The sequence below is a fragment of the Pedobacter polysacchareus genome (assembly GCF_019802255.1).
Taxonomy (GTDB): domain Bacteria; phylum Bacteroidota; class Bacteroidia; order Sphingobacteriales; family Sphingobacteriaceae; genus Pedobacter; species Pedobacter polysacchareus.
Genome location: NZ_JAHYSS010000003.1, coordinates 489,406 through 506,521, shown reverse-complemented (window position 1 = coordinate 506,521; position 17,116 = coordinate 489,406). Strand labels below are relative to the sequence as shown.

General features: G+C 40.8%; 14 protein-coding genes. 11 read left to right on the top strand and 3 right to left on the bottom strand.

What is annotated here, in order from left to right; all coding sequences use genetic code 11:
- Window positions 1-82 precede the first annotated feature (82 nt).
- The 5 genes from K7X70_RS09830 to K7X70_RS09810 all read left to right on the top strand — a co-directional run bounded on the left by K7X70_RS09830 (window position 83) and on the right by K7X70_RS09810 (window position 10,744).
- The gene (locus tag K7X70_RS09830) at window positions 83-3,739 is read left to right on the top strand and encodes a SusC/RagA family TonB-linked outer membrane protein (RefSeq protein ID WP_222536892.1); all 3,657 of its coding nucleotides are present in this window, start codon (window positions 83-85) and stop codon (window positions 3,737-3,739) included.
- 8 nt (window positions 3,740-3,747) lie between these two features.
- On the top strand, window positions 3,748-5,088 hold the full coding sequence (locus tag K7X70_RS09825; RefSeq protein WP_222536891.1) for a RagB/SusD family nutrient uptake outer membrane protein: 1,341 nt from the start codon (window positions 3,748-3,750) through the stop codon (window positions 5,086-5,088).
- Window positions 5,089-5,092: 4 nt separating this feature from the next.
- Window positions 5,093-6,307, top strand: a complete 1,215-nt coding sequence (locus tag K7X70_RS09820; RefSeq protein ID WP_222536890.1) for a TlpA disulfide reductase family protein — start codon at window positions 5,093-5,095, stop codon at window positions 6,305-6,307.
- Between the two features lie 29 nt (window positions 6,308-6,336).
- Entirely contained in the window at window positions 6,337-9,267 is a 2,931-nt protein-coding gene (locus K7X70_RS09815; RefSeq protein ID WP_222536889.1) for a M16 family metallopeptidase, read from the top strand.
- A gap of 259 nt (window positions 9,268-9,526) precedes the next feature.
- A complete protein-coding gene (locus tag K7X70_RS09810; protein ID WP_222536888.1) occupies window positions 9,527-10,744 on the top strand; it encodes a GAF domain-containing sensor histidine kinase in 1,218 nt (405 codons plus the stop codon).
- Window positions 10,745-10,811: 67 nt separating this feature from the next.
- On the opposite strand, the gene K7X70_RS09805 is transcribed toward K7X70_RS09810, so the two are convergent.
- Both K7X70_RS09805 and K7X70_RS09800 read right to left on the bottom strand, forming a co-directional pair.
- Window positions 10,812-11,270 carry a MaoC family dehydratase gene (locus K7X70_RS09805; RefSeq protein ID WP_222536887.1) on the bottom strand — a complete coding sequence of 153 codons (459 nt, stop codon included), beginning with the start codon at window positions 11,268-11,270 and terminating at the stop codon, window positions 10,812-10,814.
- Between the two features lie 58 nt (window positions 11,271-11,328).
- Window positions 11,329-11,790: a helix-turn-helix domain-containing protein gene (locus tag K7X70_RS09800; RefSeq protein ID WP_222536886.1), complete on the bottom strand. Its 462-nt coding sequence runs from the start codon at window positions 11,788-11,790 to the stop codon at window positions 11,329-11,331.
- Between the two features lie 174 nt (window positions 11,791-11,964).
- Here K7X70_RS09800 and K7X70_RS09795 point away from each other — a divergent pair, with 174 nt between their 5' ends.
- The 6 genes from K7X70_RS09795 to K7X70_RS09770 all read left to right on the top strand — a co-directional run bounded on the left by K7X70_RS09795 (window position 11,965) and on the right by K7X70_RS09770 (window position 16,807).
- Window positions 11,965-12,153: a hypothetical protein gene (locus K7X70_RS09795; protein ID WP_222536885.1), complete on the top strand. Its 189-nt coding sequence runs from the start codon at window positions 11,965-11,967 to the stop codon at window positions 12,151-12,153.
- Window positions 12,154-12,166: 13 nt separating this feature from the next.
- On the top strand, window positions 12,167-12,952 hold the full coding sequence (gene xth / locus K7X70_RS09790; RefSeq protein ID WP_222536884.1) for an exodeoxyribonuclease III: 786 nt from the start codon (window positions 12,167-12,169) through the stop codon (window positions 12,950-12,952).
- 47 nt (window positions 12,953-12,999) lie between these two features.
- Complete coding sequence (locus tag K7X70_RS09785) at window positions 13,000-14,763, top strand: ATP-binding protein (protein ID WP_222536883.1); 1,764 nt, start codon at window positions 13,000-13,002, stop codon at window positions 14,761-14,763.
- A gap of 202 nt (window positions 14,764-14,965) precedes the next feature.
- Entirely contained in the window at window positions 14,966-15,472 is a 507-nt protein-coding gene (locus tag K7X70_RS09780) for a hypothetical protein (protein WP_222536882.1), read from the top strand.
- A gap of 14 nt (window positions 15,473-15,486) precedes the next feature.
- The gene (locus K7X70_RS09775; RefSeq protein WP_222536881.1) at window positions 15,487-16,014 is read left to right on the top strand and encodes a hypothetical protein; all 528 of its coding nucleotides are present in this window, start codon (window positions 15,487-15,489) and stop codon (window positions 16,012-16,014) included.
- Window positions 16,015-16,018: 4 nt separating this feature from the next.
- Window positions 16,019-16,807, top strand: coding sequence for a hypothetical protein (locus tag K7X70_RS09770; RefSeq protein WP_222536880.1), 789 nt, complete (start codon window positions 16,019-16,021; stop codon window positions 16,805-16,807).
- A 9-nt stretch (window positions 16,808-16,816) separates the two neighbouring features.
- Here the strand turns inward: K7X70_RS09770 and K7X70_RS09765 are convergent, their stop codons facing one another.
- The gene (locus K7X70_RS09765) at window positions 16,817-17,074 is read right to left on the bottom strand and encodes a hypothetical protein (protein WP_222536879.1); all 258 of its coding nucleotides are present in this window, start codon (window positions 17,072-17,074) and stop codon (window positions 16,817-16,819) included.
- Window positions 17,075-17,116 lie beyond the last annotated feature (42 nt).

The window sequence follows — 17,116 nt, the reverse complement described above, 5'->3', positions numbered from 1 at the left end:
TCCGTTCTGATGCTTGTTTAGCCTGATGGCTACGCGCCGGAAAAAATTACTGTAGAATTTTTCACGAAAAACAAGATTATAAATGTATAAAATTTATACTAAAATCATACTGCCCTTTGCGCCGGTTTTCCGGCGGCTAATGGTTGCAGATAAAACACAAATAATTATGCGCTTGAAGCTGATGAGCGTAATTCTGCTGGCCACTTTTATGCAGGTGAGTGCCAGTGGTTTTGCACAAAGGGTATCATTAACAAAGAACAACATCTCGCTGGAACAGCTGTTCACCGAGATTAGAAAACAGACGGGCTACAATGTGCTGTGGTCTGTGGAACAAGTAGATCAGCAATGGAAAATGAACGCCAATTTTAACAGTACGCCAATTGAGGAAGTGCTGGAGAAATCGCTTAAAAACTACGGGCTGACCTATGTGATTGACCAGAAAACTATTGTCATTAAGTCAAAACCAGGGGGGAAAGCTGATGTTGCTACTGTGCTTTTAGAAGTAAAAGGCAAGGTGACTGACGAGTCCGGTAACCCTCTGCCAGGTGCGGTTATTCGCGTGAAAAACAGCAGTATTGGATCAAGTTCGGCTACAGACGGTTCCTTCCTGCTGAAAGGTGTTCCGGAAAATGCATTCCTCTCCATTTCCTACATCGGTTATCAAAGCCAGGAAGTAAAAGTGGAAGGCTCAAAGTTCATTCAGGTCTCGCTAAAACCGAGCATGGTGAATTTGGACCAGGTACAGGTGGTTAGCAATGGTTATCAAACCATTAAACGCCAGCAATTGACTGGTGCTTTTGCGACTTTATCTGGTGATGATTACAAACAGAGTATTCCGGTAAACAGCAATGTCCTGGAAAACATGGAAGGTAAACTGGCCGGATTGGTAATGAATGTGAATGCTTCGGGCAGTGAAGACAGCAGTCCGATCAGCATTCGTGGCGTATCAACTTTCAATGCGGTAAAATCACCATTAATTGTGTTGAACGGCTTCCCAACTGAAATCAGTCTGGAGTCAATCAATCCATACGATGTGGTGTCGGTAACGGTGTTAAAAGATGCAGCGGCAGCGGCTATTTATGGGGTGCGTGCCTCCAATGGTGTGATTATCATTATGACCAAGAAGGGGATTGAAGGCGCTCCAAAGTTTCAGCTCAATTCTACCGTATCCTTTAAACCAAAACCTAATTTTAATAAGCTGGACTTATTATCTGGTCGCGGATTTGTTGATTTAGAAGGTAGTCTGGCGAAGAACAACATCGTCAATAACTTCATGACCAAGGAGAATTTTGACCTGGAAGGTGGAACTTATACGCCGGTATATGCTGCAGTGGATGATTTATTGAATGGGGTCATCACGCAGGAGGAAGCAAATGCGATCTTTAACCAGTACGCGGCTTACGACAATACCAAAGACTACCAAAAGCTATTTCAGCAAAACCGTTATTTAAGGGCATTGGATTTAAACGCCAGCGGCGGAACAAAAAATGCGACCTATTTCTTCGGTGTAAACCGTGTAGACAACGACCAGCTGATCAAAGGTGCGGCCTTTAATAAAACGACCTTAACCTATCGTGGTTCAATGGATTTCCTGAAAGTACTGAGCCTGGATGTTCAGGGAGTATATTCCAACACCAATGACCATAGTCCAAATGTTCCTGATTATATGGCGATAAAACCTTATGAAGGCTTTTTAGATGCTAACGGAACCCCAATTGCTACTTTTCTGAGACCTTACAGCAACAGTCCTTATTTCGGATATGATGGCAGTTATGGCAGTATAAACGCAGAGAAAAACCAGCAGAATATCGCAATGGGGCTATATGATGGTAACTATTACCCTTATAACGACTTTGTAGATTATTCGAATGAAACTAAAGGCAATAACTTCCGTTTTCAGGGTAACCTTAAAGCGAAAATTACTAAAGACCTGAATATCGAATTTGGTGGTGCCTTTGAGAAAGGTTTAAGTACCAATAATTTCATTTCTTCTGAGTCTGCGTATGAAAACAGAATGCGCTTAAACTATTTTGCTAAAGCCGGACAGAACGGGCCAGAATTTAGGATTCCTAAAGGAGGTTCTAAACAAACCAATAACTACACCACCGAGGCTTACACGATCAGGGCACAGGCAACTTACAACAAGTTGATCAATGATAACCATGATTTATCACTCCTGGCAGGTGTAGAACAGCGAAAAATGACTTACCGTACCGAGCGTAACACCTTATTCGGTTATGATGATCGCTCCCTGACCTCTAAACCTTTCGATGCCGGGCTATTAGGAAACTATAACTTTGCTCCGGATTACATGTATGAGCTGATTCCGCTTTCTGGTTACCTGAGCGACTATTCTTCTTACAGCGACTTTTTTAACCAGACTTATCGCGACGATCGTTTTGTGTCCGCTTATGCAAATGGCGCTTATACTTTTAATAAGAAATACAGTGTGACCGGTAGTTTAAGAATCGATCAATCCAATTTATTTGGTTCTGATCCAAAATTCAGATACACCCCATTATGGTCGGCAGGAGCTGCCTGGAACATCAAAGGAGAAGATTTTCTGCAAAATGTTTCCTGGTTAGATGAGCTTAAACTAAGGGTGGCGACTGGTTACAATGGTAACATTATCAAATTAAGCGGCCCTTATAACATTCTGAACAACAGGATTAATAGTCAGGCGCAACCGGAACCGATCCTCGGTTACTATGTACAGACCCCTGCAAACAGCGGTTTAAGATGGGAAAAGACGATCAACTACAACTTCGGATTGGATTTCGGACTGGGTACAAATCGCGTTTCTGGAAGTGTGGATTACTATATCAAACATGCGGAAGATGTGTTTTCTTACCTCGCTACCGATGCCACAAAAGGTTTCTCCAACCAATTGGTAAACAATGCGGAAATCATGAATAAAGGATTGGAGCTGAACCTGAGAAGTGTAAATATCTTGAACGACCGTTTCTCCTGGAGTACGCAGCTTACTGCTTCTTTCAACAAGAATGAGGTGTTAAAATATAGAGTAAATACTTCTCCAACTACCTTTAATCAGGTAAACGGCGGACAAAGTGTAGAAGGATACCCACTAAACGCCATCTTCACCTATAACTATAAAGGATTGAATGAACTGGGACAGCCGATGGTGGATGATGGAAATGGCAATAATGTAATCCTGAGAAACAATTTTGGGGATGTGGTGGATATTCCTTTATCTGCACTTCACTATGCAGGAACCACAGATCCTAAATATGTTCTGGGTTTAACCAACCAATTCAGACTGGGTAATTTTGACCTGTCGATGCTGTTCATGTACTATGGCGGCCATGTAGCCAGGATTGCTCCACCAAACTACAATGCCTTCAGGCCAATCAATGGCGCACAGGATTTCTGGAAGCAAGCAGGGGATGAGCTGAATACCCGTATGCCAGGTATCCCTGTTTACGGGACCGAAAACTATTTCGATTATGCGGCAATCAACGGCTATACCTATGCTGCTGAGTTTGTGAGAAAGATGGATTTCATCGCCCTGCGCAATGTAACCCTGACGTATAAACTGAAGCCGGAATTCTCTAAAAAATTGGGCTTAGACCAAACGAAACTGGCTATTCAGGTTCAGAATCCATATAAATATGTGTTTAGCGGAAACGACGTAGATCCTGAAACCATCGACTTCAGAAGTGGCATCCGGAACTTTGGTGTGGTCCCTGCTTATACTTTTTCTTTAACCACTAATTTTTAATGATCGCTATGAGAAAGATATATACTTTAGTGCTCTTTTGTACTGTGATGATCAGCGCCTCTTGCAGCAAGTTTCTTGATGTAAAGCCTGTAGGAATTATTATTCCTGAAAAAACCAATGATTATGAGCTGCTGCTGGATGATATTAACATTACCCGATCGTTTTATTCAAGTACGATTTTTACGTATGATGACATCAGCAATGTGACTTTTACTCCGCAGACGGAAACTTCAATAGATGCCAATCTTTATTTCTGGAAAACCTATTTAGATGTAAACTCACAAAGCAGACCTGCAGCATGGGCGGATTACTACAATAACATCAGCAACCTAAATGTGATTTTAGAAGGCGTCCTCAGTGCTACAGACGGTACCCCGCAAAAACGCAAGCAGATTTATGCGGAAGCATTGGTGGCGCGGACTTTCCCATATTTTCATTTGCTGAGCCTTTTTGCACCGGCTTATGATGCACAAACTGCCACATCAGACTTGGGATTGCCATTCGTAGTCTCTACAGATCAGAACGCTGCGCTGCCAGATCGTCCAACCTTAAAGGCTCATTATGATCAGTTAATTGAAGACATTCTGAAAGCAATCCCGGATTTACCAACTCAGAATATCAATAAAACCAGGATCACTAAAAATGTCGCTTATGGAATGCTGTCGCGCATTTACATGAGCATGCGCGATTATCCGAATGCCTTAAAATATGCGGATCTGGTGATTGCCAGTGGAAATGCAGTGTTGCTGAATTATAACGATTACGCCTCTTCTAATGACCTTCCACAAACGAATGTGAGCCCGGAGGAGCTGTTTCTACGCTACTCTACGAATTCCAGATATAGGTTTTCAAATGAGCTGTTGGCGAAGTTCGACCAAAGTGCAGACTTGCGCATGAAGCTTTTTACCGCAACTGATGCTGGTGTGGTTAGTTTTCAAAATGCCAATTATAATCCAAACCGAGGCATTACTTACGCTGAAATTTATTTGAATAAAGCAGAGTGCCTGATCAGAAGCGGAGCGATCGATGAAGGGATGGACATCCTGAATCACAGCATTCGTGTAAATCGCATTGCAGCAGAAGCTTACGAGCCACTGGAAGCAGCAACCCAGGAAGAGGCGCTGAATATGATTTTACTGGAACGCCGAAGAGAATTGGCTTTCAAAGGTTTGAGGTGGAGTGATATGAAACGCCTCGACAAAGAAAAAAGAATGCAGCCAGTGCTTCGCTATGCGCCAAATGGCACTACAGTATTTGAAACCCTAACACCAGGAAGCGGGAAATATACCTTCCAGATTCCTTTACAAACCCAGCTGTTTAATCCAAACATGAAGTTAAATCCAAGATAATAAAATGAAAAGAACGATCATATATAGTCTGTGTCTGCTGCCAATCATCTCAGCAGCACAGGCACCATTTACGCTTAAAGGAAAAATCGGGAATTATTCAGCGCCAGCTAAAGTATTTATCAGCTATGCTGGAGGACCTTCAGGAAATAAGTTGGTGAGAGACTCTGCAGTCTTAACTAATGGCGTATTTACCATCAAAGGACCTGTAATTAAAGAACCTAAATCTATAGAACTTCAATTCAGCCCTAAAGGTTATAGCAGAAATAAGTTGGTGATGGAGTCTTATAAGAAGTACAACGATCTGGAACATATTGATAAATTCAGGATGTTAGTGCAAGCTGGAAAGAATGAAATCAGCTCGAAAGATTCCTTGAAGAACAGTGTGATTGGCGAAAGTCAGATTGAATTGCAGCGCAGGAAATTTGAAGCTTTTATCAAGCCTGTCTCTGAACCATTAATGGAAGAGGAACGTGTGTGGACTGCGATGGCGGAATTAAGAGCTCAAGGTAAGGCAGTCGATGAGAAAGCTTTCCTGGCCTCACTGGAAAAAAGAATGGTTTTGGAGCGTGCCTATAAATTAAAATTAGCAGACTTTGTTCGTGCCAACCCGGACGATTATTTCAGTGCCGTTGCACTAACTAAATTGTTATCAGCAGGTACACAAGTAAGCGCTGTTGATCAGCAGAAAGCCGAAGATCTGGTATTTGTAAAGGAACTGGTAAAGGTTTTAACACCAAAAGTAAAGCAATACCAGGTTTTCGCTGGTGTTCAATATTATATCAGTGAACTGGAGAAAAAACCAGTGGATATCGCTTATAAAAACTTCAGTCAATTTACACCAGAAGGGAAGTCTGTCAGCTTAGACGACTTTAAAGGAAAATACCTGTTTGTGGATTTTTGGGCATCATGGTGCGGACCTTGTCGCGGGGAAAACCCAAATGTATTAAGGGCTTACAATAGCTATAAGCAAGATGGACTGGAGATTTTAGGGGTTTCTTTTGATGATAAAAAGGAAGCCTGGCTGAAAGCTATTGAAGAGGATAAAATGCCATGGACACAGATTTCTGTACTGAAAGGCTTCCAGAATGAAGCTGCAGACTTATACGAGATTCAGGGTATTCCTGCCAGTATACTCATCAATCCAGATGGGAAGATCATTGCCTATGACCTTCGTGCGGAAGATTTAGAAAGAAAATTACTGGAAATATTTAAACACTAGTTAACCTAACAGGTAAACCTGAAATTTACATGAACACACCTAACTTTAAAATTAGCCTGATTATCGGGCTAATTTTTTTTACGGCTTTATCGGCCGGAGCGCAAAATAAAACAAACAAATACCAGTGGAAAACAGCATCATCGGCTGGCTATTCTTATAAATACATTACAAATGATCCTGCGAAGGCCAGATTTTATACGTTAAAAAACGGCCTTACCGTCATCTTAAGTGAGAACAAAAAAGAACCAAGGATTACTTCCAAAATTGCAGTGCGGGCGGGCAGTAATACCGACCCGAAAGAACATACAGGATTAGCGCATTACCTCGAACATTTGCTGTTTAAAGGGACGGATAAATATGGTTCTTTAGACTGGAAAAAAGAGCAGCCCCTGATTCAGGAAATCGAAGAACGCTACGAACAATACAACAAAACAACAGATGTGGCGAAAAGAAAAGCCATGTACAGAGGGATAGACTCAGTGTCTGTATTGGCCTCAAAATATGCCATTGCGAATGAATATGATAAGTTGATGGGCGCAATGGGTGGCCAGGGCACGAATGCGCATACCTGGGTAGAAGAAACTGTTTACGAAGAGGATATTCCTTCCAGTGCGGTAGATAAATTCCTGACCGTACAGGCAGAGCGTTTCCGCAATCCGGTGTTCAGGTTATTCCACACTGAGCTGGAAGCAGTTTATGAGGAGAAGAATGAATCCCTGGACAATGATGGATGGAAAATCCAGCAGGCGATGCACCATTATTTGTTTCCAACGCATAATTACGGTCAGCAAAGTACCATCGGCACGATTGAACATTTGAAAAATCCTTCTTTGAAAGCGATTAGGAAATATTACAACGATTATTATGTGCCTAATAATATGGCGGTGATTATGGTGGGAGATTTCAAGTCGGACGAGCTGGTGAAAAAGATCGATCAGTATATGGGCTATATGAAAGCGGCGCCTGTTAAGGAATATAAGCCTGTAGCAGAAAAGCCATTGGCAGGACCGATTGTACAGGATATTTATGGCCCCACTTCTGAAAGTCTGGCTTTAGGCTATCGCATTGCGGCCAACGGAACCAAAAACGCATTGATGGCTGGTCTGGTGGCTGAAATCCTTTCCAATGGAAAAGCTGGTCTGCTGGACTTAAACTTGTCGCAGCCACAAAAGGTATTGCAGGCTGGAGCTTACACCCGACAGTATAAAGATTATGGGATATTCTCCATTTATGCAGCGCCGAAGGAAGGGCAGAGCCTAAAAGAAGTCAAAGATTTAGTATTGGCACAAATTGAGTTGCTGAAAACCGGAAACTTTAGCGACGCACTGCTGAAGGCCATCGTGGCCAATCAGAAGCTGACTGCCTTAAATAATATAGCAGATAACGCGTCAAGAGCAGAAGATTTGATGAGTGATTATATCAAGTCGAACAGCAAAAACTGGATTCAGGAAGTTTCCAGAATTGATGATTTAGAAAAAGTAACCAAGGCTGAAATTGTTAGTTTCTCAAAAGCGTTTTTCGCAGACAACTATGTGGTATTAAATAAGTATCAAGGAGAGGGACCTCAGGTGGATAAAGTAGAAAAACCACCGATTACTGCAGTAGAAACCAATGCAGGTTCACAATCAGATTTCCTGAAAATGGTTGGACAGATTCCAGCGGAAACCATTGCTCCGAAATGGCTCGATTTCCAAAAAGACATTCAGCATGGAAAATTTGGAGCGGCGGAAATTTATGCAGTACAAAACAAAGACAACCAGCTGTTTCGTCAGTATTTTCAATTCGAAATGGGGAAATGGAATAGTAAACTTTTACCAGTCGCAGCAGCGTACCTCAGCTTTTTGAGTCACGATAAAAAGTTCTATGAACTGGCTTGTAATTTCTTCCTGAATGTAGACAATCAGGTGACTACCATCGGCTTAACTGGATTACAGGAAAACTACAGCAAAGCGATGCAATTGCTGAAAGAAGTTTTATCAAATGGCCAGGTAGATCAGTCTGCATTTACTGCAATGAAAGAAAACCTGTTAAAAAATCGTCAGAACAACAAGCTAAACAAGGGAAGTATGATGCAGGCCATGTTAAGCTATGCGGCTTATGGCAAAAACAATCCTTATAATTTTACCATGACGGATGCTGAAATTAACAACCTGAAACCAGAAGAACTGATCGCGGTACTTCGGGATCTTTTTCAATATAAATACAGCGTAATTTATTATGGACCAGCAGGATTGCCTGAGTATAAAGTATTGCTTCAGGCAGATCATCAGGTACCAACGCAGTTTAAGGCTTATCCTGAGGCGATGGCCTTTAAAAAGCTGGAGCAAAATGAAAATAAGGTGCTGTTTACAGATTATAATATGCTGCAGGCCGATGTGAGCTGGTATCGCAATGCGAATGTATATGCACCAGCACAGGAAGTAACTGCCGACTTGTTCAATAACTACTTCGGTTTTGGCATGGGTTCTGTCGTTTTTCAAACCCTGCGCGAATCGAAAGCTCTAGCTTACAGTACGAGTGCGGTATATGGAAAACCAAGAAAAAAAGAAGACCAGTTTTACGTGACTGCGTTTATCGGCTGTCAGGCAGACAAGGTAGATGATGCCATTAAAGGCATGAATGCTTTACTCAACGATTTGCCTTATAATGAAAAGGCATTCCAGTCTGCAAAAATGAGTCTTGCCACTAACCTGGAAACAGAAAGAATCATGGAAGATCGAATTATATTCAGTTATATCGATGCAAAGCGCAAAGGCCTGGATTATGATTTAAGGAAAGAGGCTTATGCAGCGATTCCAAAGCTCTCCTTTTCAGCGATTAAAAAGCTGCACCAGGATTATTTTGCAAACCAGGCCTACACATATTGTATCGTAGGCTCGCAGAAAAACCTACCGCTTTCTCAACTGTCGAATTATGGAAAAGTGGAAAGCTTATCCTTAGAAACGCTGTTTGGCTATTAAAAAATTAAAAACCTCAAGGCTGGTGCAATGAAGTGCCCCCAAAAAGTTAGACACTTATTGGGGGCACTTCAGCAAACCGGCCTTTTTTTTCAGAATGAAGGACCAATATCTTTAACTTCATGCTCCAGTTAAGTGATCTGGAGGTCGGAGACATGCTGAAATGATGCATTTGACAGGATCTCTGGAATATAATAGGTAATTTTAGCTCTAAAACTTGATACTATTAGTAAGTATACTAATATTGTGCCGTTATAAAGAAATGATGCTAAAAGAAACTTTTCCCTTGCCTCAAAATGAGATGCAAAGACTATTGAGCTTATCTGAGCTTGACCTGGATTATTCCGAACTATCTAAAGAATTTAAAGATTTAGCCATGCTCGCTGCTAAAGTAGCGGGAACCGGAATTTCGCTGATCAACCTCATAGACTCCTATACCACATGGACGATTTCCGGTCATGGGCTGGAAATACAGCAAGTGCCTAGAGAAGAATCACTATGTCAATATACCATTATGGGAGAATCGCAATTTGAAGTCTGCGATTTATCAATTGATAAGCGATTTGAAGATAAAGATTTTACCAAGCCACCGATGTCACTGAGGTATTATTTGGGGGTGCCGATTACAGATCCTCAGGGGTATCAGATAGGTTCTTTATGTGTCGTAGACACTCAACCTAAAAATATGAGCCCTGAGAAGATTGAAATGCTGAAAATTATTGCCGATCAGGTGATCAACCGCATTCAAACTTATCAGGCAATAAAGGAATTGAAAGGGCAGGTGAAAAATGCCAATGAAATAAAAAGTAAAGTTGCGCATGATATTCGTGGACCACTGGCAGGCATCATTGGCTTGTCTAGCATCATCGTTCAGCAAGGCAATGAAAACAACCTGAGCGAAGTACTGGAATTTATTCAATTGATTCACAAAAGCAGCAAATCACTGCTGGAATTAGCCGATGAAATCCTGACAGAAGATGAGCAAGGGAAAAAATTGGCACAAAATGAAGTCAACCTGAATGTATTTAAATGCAAATTGGAAGACCTTTATGGCGGCCAGGCTAAAAATAAAGGCATTCGCCTGAACATACAGCTGAACGAAGGGGATGCCTTATTCGCTTTCCCGAAAAATAAACTGCTGCAAATTGCAGGTAATCTGATTTCCAATGCGATCAAATTTACTCCGGAAAGTGGCCTGGTTAAAGTAGATATGAGTTTAATCGAACAAGAAAACCAGCATTTACTGGACTTGATGATCTCAGACACAGGTGCGGGCATCAGCGAAGAGGCGCTTCAGCACCTCGAAGAGGGAAGCCTTTCCAGTACTAACGGAACCTGTGGTGAAAAAGGCTATGGCTTCGGACTGGATTTGGTGAAGCATCTCGTACGAGGTTTAGGTGGGACCATGCACATTTCCAATCTGGAGGGATCAGGCGCTTGTTTTAAGCTGAGCATACCTTTTCAAAAGATTCCCGCTTAACGGAATACAAAATAAAGAAAACCTCAAGAAATGCATTTCTTGAGGTTTTTTCATCTGTAACGCGTAATTAAATAAAGTGATAAAGAAAAACGACATTACCGTTATAAGCCGGCTTAGCCTGCCCATTTATGTTTAAGGTAGCCTCGATGACGACCTTGGTTACGCCTCTTAAATCCGCAATTGAAATTAGTTTTGCCTTTAATTGCACCTCACTATTTACCAGAACTGGCTGTCCAAACTTGAAACTCTCAATGCCATAATTGATTTCCATTTTGATGTTACGCACGTCGGCAATCTGCTTCCAGAGGTAAGGTATTAACGATAAGGTTAAATAACCATGGGCGATGGTACCCCCGAATGGACCGTCTTTCACCGCTTTCTCCGGATCTACGTGGATCCATTGATGATCAAGCGTGGCATCAGCGAATTTGTTGATCTGCTGCTGATCAATCGTATGCCAGTTGGAAATACCTATTTCTTTCCCTAGGTAGGATTTGTATTCTTCGAAACTGTTAATAATTTTCATTAAGTATGAGCGGTTTGTCTGTAATAATTATCAAAATTGTAGCATTAGCAATATATCATTATTTGCTGAGGTAATAGTAAAACATTGCCTTTACAATCTGGCTCATTGATCTTTTTCCTGATACCCAGTCTGCAATGCTTTCGCGATCTACACCGGTATCAAAAGCGATCTGCTTGATACGTACTCCTTTCTCTTCCATCTTTTGTTCCAGCCATTTAGGATTAACTACACTGGTTGGGGAGGGCATATAGGTTGCTGGAATGACCTGGATATCAAATTTAGGGAGCCATTTGTCAAAAACCTCATGGGTTCTTTTCACCAGGGAAGCCTCTTTGGCGTATTTTCCAGATCGGTTTTCTGCCTGACTGGTTTCAATTTGTATCGAATCCGCTTCCACAACAAGGATGCAGAAAGTAATGTTTGACTGCTGTTTGTGAATTTCGGCAGCCTGTTCTAATAAGTCGAGCTGCTGCTCATCTAACTGATTTTTAAGTTTTTCTATTCCAAGGATTACGCTCATTTTCTATCGTCTGAATGTTGGCTGATTAATAACAGCTAAATACAGGTCTTGTTTTTCAAAAAACCTCGCGGTTATGGATTTGCTTGATGCCCAGTTTAATAGTTTGTTTGTTATTACCTGGCTAATGAAAAACTATTGTTTCCCATGGGATGTTACAAGTTAAACAAATAAGATATGGAAGAGCAAAAAAATACGGGCAACAAGCCAGGGATCCCTGAAGAGGACAAACGACCAGGAGAAATCATTTCGGAGTTGATGCAAAAAGAAAATGTCGACGAAAAAGCAATTGCTGAAGCTCGTGGGATAGTCGGTGATGATGAGTTAAAGATCAAGGAATACCTGATCAACAACCGGGGCTTGTAACATTAATTTATAAATGAAGATTGCAACTTATAACATCAATGGCATCAAGGGGCGCCTGAGTAATTTACTTCGCTGGCTGGCTCAGGCGCAGCCAGATGTGGTGTGCTTACAGGAACTGAAATGTGAACAGCAGCATTTTCCGGAGTCCGCGATTCAGGAGGCTGGCTATCATTCGATTTGGAAAGGCGAAAAAAGCTGGAATGGGGTAGCGATCTTATCAAAAGAACCAATACGGCAATTGCGGGATGATTTGCCTGGAGCGGATGACTCCTTTACGCACAGCCGATACCTGGAGGGCTTCACATTCGGAATGGTCATAGGCTGTTTATATCTGCCCAATGGCAACCCTTACCCCGGACCTAAGTTTGAGTATAAGTTGCGATGGTTCAAGCGCCTTGCAGCGCATGGAAAAACCTTACTGGCGACAAAGTTACCTGTGATGTTAATCGGGGATTACAATGTCATCCCTACTGAATTGGATACCTATAAACCAGAAAAATATGTCGACAATGCATTGTTCAGAAAGGAGATCAGAGCTGCTTTTGCCAGGCTTGTTGCGCAAGGCTGGACAGATGCGCTTAGAGAGCTGTACCCTACAGAAAGGATTTATACGTTTTGGGACTACATGCGGAATGCTTATGGACGGGATGCCGGATTGCGGCTCGATCATTTTTTATTAAATCAGGCAGTGGCCGACAGGCTATTGTCAGCTGGCGTGGATAAAGAAGTGCGTGGCTGGGAAAAGTCAAGTGATCATGCACCAGTTTGGATTGAATTGCTGGAGAGCAGGAAAACGTAATTAGAACAAAATATATTGCAGCCTGTTATACATGAAATTTTCAACAGATGTTCAGCTTCTTCTTTAAAAGATATGATGCAATTTTAAGAATGGAGCACACGCTGCTCAACAGAGCAAGGATTGCGATTCTGGTGCAGTTACTATCTGCCTTTTCTATTTTAAGTGTACTGCTTTTTGCCTTGTACTTCTTCACAGAGCATAATATCCTGTTATATAGGATCAGTATTTTAATGATGCTTTTCATTTTCGGACTGGTGATGATCTTTATGAAAGTCCCCTGGAAAAAGGTTGGACATTATTTCATCTTTTGCTTAACGTGCTTCATTTTGTCGAACTTGCTTTTGCTTAAAAATGGGATCAATATTGTGACTGTTCAATATGTGATGATGATTGTTACTGGGGGATTTTATATCCTTGGTGCAGGCTGGGGGCTGTTCTATTCCTTGTTAAATACTTTGCCGCTGGTGATTTTATTTACACTCCAGCAATTTTACAGGCTTGAACTTCCCTTTGCTACACAGTCCATAAATATTTACTCTTATAATTTTTCCATCATCATTAATTTCCTGATGCTGATTTTTATCCATTACTTTTTTTTCAGGGCATTTAAAAGTACGAGCCAGAAAGAGCAGCTGCTGACCGCCAATTTGAAAAATGCTTTGGTGTCAGCGCAGAAAATTGCGGAAGATAAAACCAACTTCCTCTCCACCATGTCTCATGAGCTTCGTACGCCTTTAAATGCAGTGATTGGAATCACCAATGTGCTTTTGGAAAATGATCCAAAATCCGAGCAAAAGGAAAACCTTGACATTCTACATTTTTCCGCTGAAAACCTGATGTCAACTATAAATGATATTCTGAGTTTTAATCGTCTGGATTCAGGAATGGAAAAGCTAGAGCTCCATGCTTTCCGCCTGGATCAGCTATTGACAAATGTTTACGGGGCATTAAAATATAGGTCTTCCGCAAAAGGTCTTGATTTTTCCCTGGTGATAGATGATCGTTTGAAAGGAATTTTGCTTTTGGGTGATAAAGGCCGATTAACGCAGATCCTATTTAACCTTGCCGGTAATGCCATTAAATTTACAGCTCATGGATTTGTTAAAATCAATGTTCATCTCGAAGAACTGAACCAGGACGTCTGTACCATTAAATTTGAACTGAGCGATTCTGGTATTGGTATTCCTAAGAATCAAATTGGGTATATTTTTGAACCCTATTTTCGTGCAAAACATGATAATAACAGGCAATATCATGGCACCGGACTTGGGTTAAGTATTGCCCGCAGACTGGTGTTTCTACATGGTGGAGAATTGACTTTTCAAAGTCAGGAAGGACACGGGACTACTTTTAAGTTTCAGCTCAGTATGAAGAAGGTTGAAAATTCTAAGGAGCAGGAAAATCCAGGTTTGAAACCTGCGGATATCGACATCAGTCATTTGCGGATTTTAATTGCAGAAGACAATGAAATCAATGTGATGGTTTTGCAAAAAACACTGGCCAGGTGGAATTTGAAAGGTGATGTTGCCCAGGATGGCCAAAAGGCTTTGAGGGCTGTGGAAAACGGGAATTACGATGTGGTATTCATGGATATTAATATGCCGGTAATGGATGGGTTTGAAGCTTCCAGAAGAATCCGGCAATTAAATGATCCGGTCAAAAGCCGCAGTTATATCATCGCTTTAACGGCTTCAATTGATATTTCTGTGGAGCTGCATCCTGGATCCCAGTATCTTGATGATTTTATGCTGAAACCTTTTTATCCCGATGAGCTCAGAGAAAAACTGGAAAAGGTGGCCATGCGCCGTTGATTTAAAACCTCGATAAAATACACATTTCATCGAGGTTTTTGAATTGATATCCATTCATAATTGGCTGAACTAAATCTAGCGGTAACCCTGGAATTCAGGTATAAAATCTATAATAAATAGTACTTTATGAATGAATCTGGCATCAGGTGGTTAGATGATCATACTTAAAAAAAAATAACTATTATAGCGCAAGCATAAACTGATGATAAATACAAAATTACTAGCAAATTTTTCCACTCCAAGAAAGGTGATACTGATCGCAGGGATTTTTACCCTCCTCATCAGTACCTGCGTTATTTTCCCCATCCAAAAAGAAGAAAGTAATTTCCTGGAGGATTTTACCTATACCTTTCTCGGCCTATTCCTGGCGCTGTTGCTCCTGATGATTGGTCTGTTGGGTAAAGACTTTTATAAGGGATTTTTACTTCTTTTTTTAAGCGCTATTATTGCGCCTGTCGTGTTTTATCTGGCTTATCCTGCTGCCGCATTTGCGAGCATTATCGCTGTTTGGGTAGGTGTCCCTTCAGGTGTGATTACCGCGATCGTATTTATGCTCTTTAATTTTTTCTTTTTAAAGGAAGTCAAGAATTACAAGCTGCTTAAACAAATCATTGCTTATGCCATCATCCTGTTCATTGTTTGTGTGCTATTTGCTTATGGTGGAGATTGGATGTTTGAAATCAACCAATATTTTAATAATAAAAATTAGCCTGAACCATCAACATGAACAAGCTGCCCTTATTTCTTTTCCTGCTCGTCATTTTTGGATGTGGTGATACTCAAAAAAAGAACGCCACTACATTAGCAGATACATCAGGCTCAACTAATAACAATCAGGTAGAATCCATAAAAAGAGATTCCGTTAAGCCTGCTCCAACGAAAATAGAAAAAACTGAAGCGGATGTTCAAAATGAAATTAACGAAGAGTTTATTCAAAAAGCGATCATCTACAGAAGCGACAGTTCGTTAAATATTTTCGGAAATATCAGAGCCGACTATAAAATTTTTGGCTATCAGAAGCCCGATACGAATTCAAGGAAACTGCTATTGGTATCCGTGTTTACAAGTGATGTAAAAGACAATCCTTATCGCTGTGAGTATGGGGCTTATTATTCTTCTAATGAAATGGAAAATACACGCCTGAAATATGTTAGAAAGTCTGGCGACTTTATAGAGGCAAATTTAATAAAGGATGAGGTCATATTAACCCCCATTTTTTTTCATAAAAACTGGGTAGAATTTAAAGATTAATATCATGAAGAGATTGTTTTTCTTATTTGCTTTCCTCAGCATTTTAGGTGTAGTAAAAGCATCAGACAGCATTGGTAAAACCAATTTGGCAGAGGTCGATTTTAATAAAAATTTTATAGGTAGCATAAATCGTAAAATTGATGTTGTTTTTAGCTTGAAAAGCATAAACGGTAAAATAACTGGCTTCTATTATTATAATAAAATAGGCGTAGAGATCAACTTAATTGGAACTATTCATAATGGCGATGTGCTGCTATATGAGTTAGATGACCAGCAGAAAAAAAAGGCAAAAATTAGCGGGAAATTGATAGGTAATACTTTTCTTGGCAAATGGGAGGATCTATCCATAAAAAAAACCTTTCCAATCCAATTAAAGCAGACCAATAAAAGCATTCCCACTTTGCCTAAAACGCTGGTTGGCACCTATAAATTTGATGCTGAATCTGGTTGTCCATTAACTATAAAAATCTCAAAAGTTAATGGTTCGTATGTTTACCATTTTGTAAGTCCGGTCAGGACCTTAAAAGGAAAAGTTACTTTTAGCAGAAGCCTGGATGAAAAATTGGTTTATATAAATTTCAACGGAATTGAATGGGAAGACAATACGGGGGCAATCAGCGATGACGACCTTGATGCGGAGTCAAAAGAAACACAGGCGCTGCCGACATCCATTGGCGGCCTTTTAAGTGATGGAGAAATTACCATCCAGAATTCAGGTAATTCCATGAACGCTTATACCAAAATTGGAGAATGTTCGGCAAAGTTTATTCAGCTTAAAAGGATTGGTGGATAATCTTTTAAATTATCCATAATGTGCGTCAATAGCCAGGCCAACTGCGTTGACATCTTTTTGATCTAATTTGCCTTCCAGCTGCTGCCAGGAATGAGGCTGATCGGATTTAAGGATCGCCAATGTTTCTTTGTCTCTCGTGACTTTAAAACTTAATGCCCCTTTATTACTGAGCGAAGCATCATCTACAGGAATAATTGTGAAGGTTAATGGCTCCAATCCCTGATTGATTTCTACCGATATGTTAAAGCTTTCTTCCTGATGATCCATGATGAACGTGTTGTTTGATCAAATAAACAACCCGCAAGCTAA